Annotated in this window: 6 protein-coding genes and 1 pseudogene; 6 read left to right on the top strand and 1 reads right to left on the bottom strand. The window is 73.3% G+C overall.

Going from position 1 to position 10512, the window contains the following annotated elements; all coding sequences use genetic code 11:
- On the bottom strand, positions 1–3564 hold a 3564-nt coding region (gene eccCa / locus NBZ85_RS20840; protein ID WP_261562442.1), incomplete at its 3' end, for a type VII secretion protein EccCa.
- A 99-nt stretch (positions 3565–3663) separates the two neighbouring features.
- Here eccCa and eccD point away from each other — a divergent pair.
- The 6 genes and pseudogenes from eccD to NBZ85_RS20810 form a co-directional block, all read left to right on the top strand.
- Positions 3664–5145, top strand: a complete 1482-nt coding sequence (gene eccD, locus NBZ85_RS20835) for a type VII secretion integral membrane protein EccD (RefSeq protein WP_261562441.1) — start codon at positions 3664–3666, stop codon at positions 5143–5145.
- A gap of 1 nt (position 5146) precedes the next feature.
- Entirely contained in the window at positions 5147–6508 is a 1362-nt protein-coding gene (gene eccB / locus NBZ85_RS20830; protein ID WP_261562440.1) for a type VII secretion protein EccB, read from the top strand.
- Between the two features lie 95 nt (positions 6509–6603).
- Positions 6604–6918 (top strand): WXG100 family type VII secretion target, encoded by a 315-nt coding sequence (locus NBZ85_RS20825; protein ID WP_261556599.1) that lies wholly within the window; start codon positions 6604–6606, stop codon positions 6916–6918.
- A gap of 109 nt (positions 6919–7027) precedes the next feature.
- Positions 7028–7324: a WXG100 family type VII secretion target gene (locus NBZ85_RS20820; protein ID WP_261556598.1), complete on the top strand. Its 297-nt coding sequence runs from the start codon at positions 7028–7030 to the stop codon at positions 7322–7324.
- Between the two features lie 180 nt (positions 7325–7504).
- The gene (locus NBZ85_RS20815; protein ID WP_261556597.1) at positions 7505–7912 is read left to right on the top strand and encodes a hypothetical protein; all 408 of its coding nucleotides are present in this window, start codon (positions 7505–7507) and stop codon (positions 7910–7912) included.
- 3 nt (positions 7913–7915) lie between these two features.
- Positions 7916–10512 (top strand): annotated as a pseudogene (locus NBZ85_RS20810) (hypothetical protein); the annotation flags it as partial.

The following is a 10512-nucleotide window of genomic DNA, read 5'->3' as shown; positions in this document are numbered from 1 at the left end:
GAGCCGGGGGGTCAGGCCCGCGGCGGCGTCTCGGGCGGTCGCCTTCGTCGAGTCCGGGGAGACGGAGTAGCCGAGCCGGTAGGCGTCCGGGATGTCGTCGAACAGGCCACGCCGGTAGTCCACGGCCATGATCCGGGCCTGTGCGGGGGTGAAGCGGCTGGTGATGGCCCGGGCGACGAGCCGTAGCAGGTTCGTCTTCCCGCTTTCGTCGTCGCCGAGCAGCGTCAGGTGGGGCTGGGCGGCGAAGTCGTGCCAGACCGGTTCGAGCCGGTGCTCGTCCACCCCGAGGGCGACGCGCAGAGCCCCGTCGGCGGGGGGCAGCTCCTCCACCGGCAGCACGGCCGGCAGGGTGCGCACCGCCCGCACCCCCGGGCCGGGCCAGCAGTCCACGACGGCGGAGACCAGATGCCTGGTGCCGTGCGCCAGATCGTCGACGGACGACGCGCCGTCGATGCGTGGCAGGGCGGCGATGAAGTGCAGTTTGCCGTCGGTGAGGCCGCGGCCCGGCAGCTTCGGCACGGCGGCGGCGGCCCGCAGGTCGATGCCGGACTCCACCGGGTCGCCGAGGCGTAGCTCCAACCGGCTGCCGATCTTGTCGCGCATGGTGTGGTGGACCTCGGACCAGCGTCCGGCGGTGAGCAGGATGTGCACCCCGTAGTTCAGGCCGCGGGCGGCGATCTCGCGGGCGCCCTCCTCCGCGCCCTCGAACTCCTGGCGCAGCACGAACCAGCCGTCGACGGCGAGGAACAGGTCGCCGAACTCCTCCTGCGGCGCCCGCCCGGCCGCGATCGCCTCCCGGTAGGCGGCCATTCCGGCCACGCCGAGCTCCGCGAAGCGTCGTTCCCGGTCACGCAGCACGCCGAGCGCCTCGGCGACGGTGCGGCTCACCCGGTCCGGGTCGTGCCGGCCGGTGACCCCGCCGACGTGGGGCAGGTCGGCGATGCCCGCCAGGGAGCCGCCGCCGAAATCGAGGCAGAAGAACTGCACCTCGCGTGGGGAGTGGGTCAGCGCGAGCCCGGCGATGACCGACCGCAGCAGGGTGCTCTTGCCGCTCTGCGGCCCGCCGGCGATCCCCAGATGCCCGCCGACGCCGCCGAAGTCCAGCACCAGCAGGTCGCGGACCTGCTCGAAGGGCTTGTCGATCACGCCGACGGGGGTCGTCAGCCGGGTGCTCGCGCCGGAGTTGACCGGCCGCAGCCCGTGCTCGGGGTCGGGTAGCAGCGGCGGCAGCACCTGGTCCAGCGAGGGCGGCTGCGCCAGCGGCGGCAGCCACACCCGGTGCGCCGGCGGCCCCTGGTCGACGAGCCGGTCGACGAGCACCTCCATCACCGTGCTCGATGTCGCGGTCGTCTCGTCGGGCTCGGCCTGTTCCGCAGACGTCGGCGCGACGAGCGGCGCCGGATCGGTGCCGTAGGGCAGAACCTGGCTGGAGATGACGTCCTGGCGGATCCGGGCGGAGCGCAGCCGGTACGGCCCGGAGACGTAGGCGGCCTTGAACCGGGTGATCGTCGCGACGTCGGAGCGCAGGTAGCCGTTGCCCGGGGCGGCGGGCAGCTCGTAGGCGTCGGGCACGCCGATGACGGCGCGCGACTCCATCGCCGAGAACGTCCGCAGGCTGATCCGGTACGACAGGTGCCCTTCCAGCTGGTGGATCCGGCCGTCGTCCAGGCGTTGCGAGGCCAGCAGCAGGTGGACGGCCAGCGAGCGGCCCAGTCGGCCGATCATCACGAACAGTTCGATGAAGTCGGTGTGCGCGGCGATCAGCTCGCTGAACTCGTCGACGACGACGAACAGCGTCGGCAGTGGGTCGAGTGCGGCGCCCTGGGCGCGGGCGGCCTCGTAGTCGCGCACCGAGCTGAAGCTGCCGGCCCGGCGCAGCAGCTCCTGGCGGCGGACCAGCTCGCCGCGCAGCGCGTCGCGCATCCGGTCGACGAGCGCCGCCTCGTCGGCGAGGTTGGTGATCGTCGCGGACACGTGCGGCAGCCGGTCGAGGCCCGCGAACGTCGCGCCGCCCTTGAAGTCGACGAGTACGAAGTTCAGCGTCTCCGACGAGTGTGTCGCTGCCAGTGCCAGCACGAGGGTGCGCAGCAGCTCGCTTTTGCCCGAGCCGGTGGCGCCGATGAGCATGCCGTGCGGGCCCATCCCGTCCTCGGCGGACTCCTTGATGTCCAGTTCGATCGCCGATCCGTCGGCGGCCACCCCGATCGGCACCCGCAGCCGGTCGGCGCCGTGCCGCGCCGCCCAGCCGATCTTCGGGTCGAACCGCTCGAGGTCGCCGAGGCCGAGCAGCTCCGGCAGGTCCAGGTTGGCGGCGAGCCCGTCGGCGACCTGCTCGCCGCTGACCCCGGCGCTGTGCCGGGCCAGTGCCCGCGCCAGCGTCGCGACCCGGGTCCGCGACAGGTGGTCGGGGGCGGCGAGGCGGGTGCGGATCTCGCGTCCGACGCGGTCGCGCTCCACGGTGTGGATCTCCGTCGTGGTGACGTCGAGGCGCAGCGCCTGGCGGGGGTTGCCGCCCTCGTGGGCGTCGAAGTCGACGAGCACGGCGTTGCGGTAGCCGGAGACGAGGAAACGGGAGCCGGGCTGGATGCGTCCACCGTCGCTGACCACGACGACGAACGGTTCGGTGCGCGACGGCGTCGCCCCGGTCTCGAAGCGGGCGCGTTCGCCGAAGTCGCGGCCGAGGAGACGTTCGACGTCCTCCAGGGTCTCCCCGACGAGGCGCACGGGTCCCGCCGCGTCGCGGTCGGTGGAGTGCTGGGCGTGCGGCAGCCACTTCACCCAGGCCCATTCGGCCCGGCGTTCGGCCGAGACGGACACGGCGACGGCCAGCTCGTCGGGGGCGTGGAAGGCGACGAGCTGGGCGAGCAGGGCGCGCACCAGCTCGAGGGCGGCCTCCCGGTCACCGTCGAGGCGTACGTGGGCGAACCCGCGCACGTACAGGGCGACCGGCTGGTGGGGGATCGTGGTGTAGGCGCGGGTGAACCGGCGCAGGGCCTTGGCGGAGACGGGTTCGAGGTCCTCCACCGGGCTGGTCTGCAACGGGGTGATCCGCACGGCGAGCCGCTGCGCCCCGGTGCCGATGCGCACCTCGCCGAAGTCCGGGTGGGTGGGGCGGCGCTCCCACAGGCGGCTCGTCAACGCCAGCGACCACAGCGACTCCGGGTCGGGATGGCGCCAGGCGAGCGCGTCGCGCTGCTTCTCGGCGTAGCCGCGGACCTGCCGGCGGGTCTGGGACAGGTAGCGCAGATAGTCGCGCCGCTCGCCGCCCACCTTCTGCTTGCGGGTGCCGGACTGCATGAGCATCTGGCCCGCGCCCATCCCGGCCATCCCGACGGCCATCATCCCCATCATGATCAGGCCCATCGGGCCGGACCGCGACGTGCCGCCGACGAAGTAGAACATCATCCCGCCGGACATGAGCAGCGTCGGGACGACCATCAGCAGGGTGCGCATGCCGCCGCCGGTGACCTCGGGGACGGCCGGGGGCTCCTGCAGCGTGATGTCCCCGTGCGGCATCTCCGGGCCGGTACGGCGGGCGGGACGGCGGAACGGGACCGTGGCCATGCCCTCTACACGTGCCGATCACGGCCACCGGTTGTCCCCGTCGATGTGACCTGGATCACCGGTGTGAACGGTTCCGGCGAGCCGGCCCGTGCGGGGGGTATGGCACAGAGCAGCGCGGCGGAGGTCTGCCGCCTCCTCGTCGTCGGGCCGACCAGCCGGATCGACCTGTCGGTCCCGACCCACGTGCCGCTGTCCGACCTGATGCCGGCGATGCTGCGCAGCCTCGGCCCCGATCTGGCGGACCGCGGCCTGGAGCACAGCGGCTGGGTGGTGCAGCGGCTCGGGGAGGCGCCGTTGGACGAGGACCTCTCCGTCACCGACCACAACCTGCTCGACGGCGATGCCGTGCACCTGCGGCCCCGCTCCGACCAGATCCCCCCCCTGGACTTCGACGACCTCATCGACGGCGTCGCCACCGGCATGCGGGCACGGGCGGGGCTGTGGCGGCAGCGGACGAACCGGACCGCGGCGGCGCTGGTCATGATGGGCCTCCTGCTGGCGGCGCTCGCGATGCCGCTGCTCGGCGATGGACTCGCCGGCCACGCTGGCATCGGCGGCCCCGCCGACCCCGCTGCCTCCGGTGGCGGCGCGCGGGCCGGGATGCCGCGGGCGGCGGGCGCGGCGGTGCTGCTGCTCGGCGCCGCGATCGCCGCCGGCTGGTTCGTGCGCGACCGCCTGGTGGGCACCCTGCTCGGTTGCGCCGGGATCGCCTTCGCGGTGGAGGCGGTGGTGCTGGCCCTCGCCGGACCCGCCCCGGGCGGCGGCCCGCACGCCGCCCACGGGCCGTCGGCGGCATTGCTGCTGCTGGCCGGGGCCGGGGTCGCCATCGTCGTGGCGCTGCCGACGCTGGCCCTGGTCGCCGACCGCGACGTGGTGTTCCGCCCGGTCGGTCTCGCCCTCGTCGCCGCGGCGGCGGCCGTCGCGGTGGCCGGTGCGCTGGTGACGCTCGCCGGGCTGACCTGGACCGAGACGGCGGCGGTGCTGTCGGTGGCGGCCGCGGCGGTACGCCCGGCGGTGCCGATGGCGGCGTTCAAGCTCGCCGGTATGGCGCTGCCGCCGCTGCCCGTCGAACCGGACGAGCTACAGGACGACATCGACCCCGAGCCCGGTCCGCACGTGCTGGCCCGCACGGCCGCCGCCGACCGGTACATGACGGCCCTGCACGCCGCCGCCGGCGCCGTCACCGCCGCCGGGCTGATCCGGCTCGCGCTCGCGCCCGGGGTGATCCCGGCGGTCCTCGTCGTCCTGGTCGGGCTCGCCCAGGTGCTCGCGGTGCGCCCGATGACCAGCACCTGGCACCGGGTGGCACTGGGCCTGCCGGCCCTGGTCGGCGCGCTGGCGCTGGTACTGTCGCTGGCCGCGCGGGCGGGTGGCGGCGGGGCCGCCGGCGCGGTCCTGGCGCTCACCCTGCTGTTGGCACTCGCGGCGGGGGTCGGCGCGCACGTGCTGCCGCGCCGGCGGATGACGCCGGTGTGGGGCCGCGTCGGCGACTGGGCGCACACCGTCGCGCTGGTGTTCGCGGTGCCGCTGGTGGTCTGCCTGCTCGGCGGGATCTCCCTCGTCCGTTCACGGGTCGGCTGACATGCAGTCCCGCCGCGACCAGGTCGACGCGCAGAGCTACCTGCTGACCCGGCTGACCAGCGCGCTGGTCCGCGCCGAACCGGACGCCCTCGAGCTGCCGACCCGCCGCGACAGTCGCGGGCTGATCGCCGGGATCCTGCTGGCCCTCACGATGCTGGCCGGCGTCGCGATCTGGGCGTTGATCTCGTCCGGCGGTTCGACCGCCTGGCGCCAGCCCGGCAAGCTGATCATTGACAGGTCGACGGGTAGCAGGTTCCTGCTCGTCGTCGGCGAGCTGCGTCCGGTGCGCAACGTCGCCTCCGCCCGGCTTGCGGTCGACGGCGCCGTCGACCCGGTGACCGTCGCCGGTTCCAAACTCGCCCGCGTTCCCCGCGGCGCCCCGCTCGGCACGGTCGACGCCCCGGACCTGCTGCCCGCGCCCGACCACCTCAACGTGGGGGTGTGGCGGGCCTGCGCCGGCACCGACCCGGCGGTGGCGGTGCGCCTCGACATCGGCGGGCCGCCGGCGGAGCGGCGCATCACCGGCGACGCGGGCCTGCTCGTCTCCGCCGCCGGGCGCGACTACCTGCTGTGGCACGGCCGGCGCCTGGCGATGGGCCGGCCGTGGGCGGCGGCCGTGCTGGGCTACGGCGCCACCACGCCGGTCCCGGTCGACGAGGCGTGGCTGGAGCTGGTACCCGCCGGGCCGGACATGGAGCCGGTTGACGTGCCCGGTCGGGGCACCCCCGGCCCGCAGGTCGGTGGGCGTCCTGCGGCGCTGGGCCAGTTGTTCGCCGCCCCGGCGGCGGGGGGCACCGGCACCGTCCACTACCTCCTGCTGCCGGCGGGGCTGACCCCGCTGAGCACCACCCAGGCCGCGCTCGCCCTGGCCGAGGCGGGCGGCGCACCCGAGCTGCCGATAACCCCGGCCGAGCTCGCCGCCGGCCCCCGCACCGCCGTCGGCGCCGCGCAGGACGAGCTGCCCGCCGTCCCGCCGCCGCTGCGTGCCCCCGGGCACGGCGAGGCGGTCTGCGTGGAGTCCGCCGGCCACCCGGATGCCGGCCACCCGGATGCCGGCCACCCGGATACGGAGTCCCTCGACGTCGTGCTGGCCGCGCCGCCCGCCGCGCCGGGCACCCGCGCCGCCGGCGGTGTCGCCGTCTCGGTGCGCCCTCGCGGCGGCGCTCTGCTGGTGGCGCGCGCCGACGTGGCGGCCAAGGACCAGCCGGCGCTGCTCGTCGACGGCGTCGGCATCCGCTACCCGCTGGCCGGCGACGCGGTGCGGGCGCTCGGCTTCCAGGTCGAGCGGGCCACCGTCGTCCCGCCACGGCTGCTGGGGTTGCTGCCGGCGGGCCCGCTGTTGACCACCCCGGAAGGCGGGTGATGCCACCGACGCCCCGACCAAACCAGCACATCAAGACCAGCAGACCAGCAGACCAGCAGGCCGCGACAGCGGTATGACCCGAGGAGGGCAGTCGAGTGGCGGATCCGCTTCTCGTCTCCGACGAGACCACCACCGTGTCAATGATCATGGCGTTCGACGAGTGCCAGGACGAGTGCGTCAAGGTCCAGCAGACGATCGACAACGCGGCGTCCCTGCTGTTCGCGCAGTGGGGCGGGGTCGCGGCCGGCAAGTACCGCGACGCCATCGCGGCCTGGCAGCAGGGCTTCAACGAGGTCAAGACCGCGCTGAACATGCTCAACGAGTCGATGGCCAGCTACGCCAAGATCACGACCAGCACCGAGGACAACACCGCGATGCTCGGCTCCGGCTGGGCCACCGGGCTGACCTGACCGACCGCGGGCGCCGTCGGGGTCGTCGGGGGCTGCCGTCGGCGCATCCCGGCCAGGCCCCGGCGTCCCGAAGCCCGCCGCATCCGCGGCGACACGAATCGAGGAGACCATGGCCACTTACCAGTTCAGCCCGAACAGCGCCCTCGACACCGCCGGCGAACTCGACTTCGTCAGCACGCAGCTCGAGCAGTCGCTGGCCGACCTGACGCGGAAGGTACAGGCCTTCATCGCCGCCAACGAGGGACGGGCGCCGGAGAACTACACGGTCGCCCAGCAGCAGTGGAACAAGGGCCAGGCGGACATGAACCTGGCTCTGGCCGAGGGCCGGCGGCGGCTCGAGGAGATCCACAACGAGTACGTGCTCGGCGACAGTCGCGGCGCGAACGTCTTCGGCTCGCTCATCTGACCGACCTCGCCCCGCGTGCCTGACCGGCCGCGGGGGTCGGCCCCCGCCGCCGCCGTGCGGTTCCCCTCCACCGGCGGCCGGCGAGGGCCGGCCCGGGTCGTCACCGCCTTCTTGCGAACCGCCTTCTTGCGAACCGCCTTCTTCCGAACGCAGCAACGAACGCAGCAACAGGAGAGCACGATGCCCGACACGATCGTCATCGACGAGTCGACGCTCACGAAGCTCAGGGACAAGTACGTGGGGCTCCTCGACGAGATCGACACCCGGCTGGTCAACTACAAGTGGGGCGACAATCCGGACTCGCAGCTCACCCTGGGTGACGCGTTTCCGCTCCGCCTCGGCGGTGGGCAGTTCGCCGAGGCCGTGAGCCTGGCCTCGGACCTGGACCACGTCCGGCAGAGACTCACCGGCCGCATCGACTCCACCTACACCAACGCCACCAACCTGCGCTGGGGCCTGCAGTACCTGCTGGAGGACTCCGACGCGGTCGAGCATCTCAACACGATGACCGGGGAGGAGTTCGAGTCGTTCATCCCCACCTCGTCCGCGTCGCCGGGCGACGGCGGGGACGACGGCGCCGGGAGCTGACCGGTGGCGACCGACAAGATCGAGGACGTCCTGTCCACGGTTCTCGGCTACACGGTGGGCGCGGCCGGTGGCGGGCTCAACCAGAACCAGAACCAGAACCAGAACCAAAACCAGAACCAGAACCAGCCGCCGCCGAGCGGGCCCGGCTACACCGGCGGCGGCATCGACGCGCAGCTACGGCCGGACACGGTTCGCAGCGCCGCCGCGCCGCTCTGGCTCATCCCCGACGAGCGGCACGAGGCCTACAAGACCAGCGGCAGCGCGAAGCCGCCGTTCAAGAAGGGCGCGCTGACCTTCTGGCGCTGGATGACCGGCGACTGGGGCAGCAACATCGAATGGCTGACCCTGTGGGTCGGCAGCAAGGGGGAGGACGGCGACGACAACCGCAACACCACCAACCCCAGCGAGCAGGCCTCGCCGTCGGGAGCCAACCCGCTCATGGCGGTCGGCTCGGCCTGGACCAGCACCGCCGGCGCGATCGGCACCAGCCTCGTGGGACCGGGCCTGGCCTTCGACCCCGACACGCTGGCGGGCGTCAGCCAGGCGTTGCAGGGGATAGGCCTGTGGACCAGCGACGTCCTCGCCCGCCTCGATGTGGACATCGCCGGCGTGGACACGAAGGCCGCGTCGTTCCAGGGGTCCGCCGCCGAGGCCTTCCGGGACCGCGTCGACACCGCCGAGGACAGCCTGAAAGGCATTCCCGAGGCGGCGGTGGCGTGGAAGAACCCGATGGACGCCGCCGTCACGAGTGCCCGTGCCTTCGCCGCGGCGCTCAAGCGCGACAACGCCTACTGGATGGGCGAGAAGCTCCCCGAGGACACGCGGGCCCCCCTGCCCGGCCCGAAGGGCGTCTGGGTCCACCCGTTCAGCCTGATCGTCACCATGTTCGACCAGTCCGTCGTGTACGACAGCATGGGAACGGACCCGAACCGCAACCATTCCGGCGGGCTGTGGGAGACCGGCCGGATCCGCGGCGACCAGGGTTACGACTCGTTGACCGACTCGTGGCGCGAGATGTACATCCGGTTCCCGGAGTGGAGTGGTGTCCCCGGCGAATTCGCGGTCCTGCGCGAACCCACCTGGCTGGTCGTCGACCAGGCGGTGCGCAAGCAGTGGGCTGACAACGTGCAGAAGAGCTTCCAACCCTCGGTGGACGCCGCCGCCGCCCTGATCAAGGCCTTCGCGGACGCGGCTTCGGCGATGAAGCTCGCCAAGACGCCGCCGCCGCGCCCGCCCCGCCCCCCGAAGCCGCCCCCGCTGAACGACGGCGGTAACGGCGACATCAACAACGCTCTCAACGACATTTACAACTCCCTGAACGGTCTCGGGAACGGCTTCAACGGTCTCGGGAACGGTTTGAACGGCCTCGGCAACGGTATCGGGAACGGCTTCAACAATCTTGGTAACGGGTTCAACGGTCTCGGGAACGGTTTGAACGGCCTCGGCAACGGTATCGGGAACGGCTTCAACGGACTGGGCAACGGTTTCAACGGTCTCGGTAACGGGTTCAACGGTCTCGGGAACGGTTTGAACGGCCTCGGGAACGGTCTCGGGAACGGCCTGAACGGCCTGGGACTGAATCTGGGCGACGGGCTGAACGGTCTCGGGGGTGGGCTGAACGGTCTCGGGAACGGCCTGCACGGCCTCGGCGGCGATCTGGGCGACGGTCTGAACGGCCTGGGGGGTGGCCTGAACGGCCTGGGCAATGGTCTTGGCGGCCTGGGAGGTGATCTCGGCGGTGGTCTGAACGGCCTCGGGAACAACCTTCAGGGCCTGGGCGGCGGTCTGGGCGGCCCCGGCGGCGGGTTGTCGGGCTCCGGCGGCGGCCTGGATGGTCTCGGTGGGCCTGACGGTCTCGGTGGGCCTGACGGTCTCGGGGACGGCCTGGCCAGCGGGTTGCGGGTACCCGGCGGTTTCGCGTCCGGGGGCGGCCCCGAAGGGTCCGGTTCCGGTGTGGGCGGTCTCGATGGGCTGCCGGGGCTGGGCGAGAGCGGAATGGGCGGTGCCGGGCCCAGCACCCTGGGCGATCTGAGCCCGCAGCAGCTCAGCGCGCTGCAGCAGGCCGGTGCACTCGACGGCCTGGCACTGACCCCGGAGCAGTCCGCGGCGTTGGAGCGGGCCGGCCTCGCCGCCCCGCCGGGCAGCAGCCTCGGCGACCTCAGCCCCGCGCAGCTCGGCGCACTGCAGCAGGCGGGCCTGCTCGACGGCGTTCCGCTGTCCCAGGGCGATCTCAACACCCTTGACCAGGCGGGCCTGCTCGGACCGACGAACGGGGCGATCAACGACCTGGGGGATCTGAGCCCGGCCCAGCTCGCCGTCCTCGACTCGTCCGGGGCCCTGGACAACGTGCCCGTCACCGGCGCCCAGCTCGATCAGCTACGCCACGACGGCCTGCTCGGGCCCAGCGCGGCGGGCATCGACTCGCTCGGCGACCTCAGCCCCGCGCAGCTCGCCGATCTGGGTAAGGCCGGTCTGCTCGACGGGATCCCGATCACGCCGGACCAGACGGCGGCGCTGCAGCGGGCCGGCCTGCTCAGCCCCAGCAGCGGTCTCGGCGGCGGCGGGAGCGGTGGCGGGTTAGGCAACGGGCTGGGCGGTGG

Origin of the sequence: Frankia tisae, assembly GCF_025403405.1 — a bacterium.
GTDB classification, from domain to species: Bacteria; Actinomycetota; Actinomycetes; order Frankiales; family Frankiaceae; genus Frankia; species Frankia tisai.
This window is presented reverse-complemented; position numbering and strand designations above follow the sequence as displayed.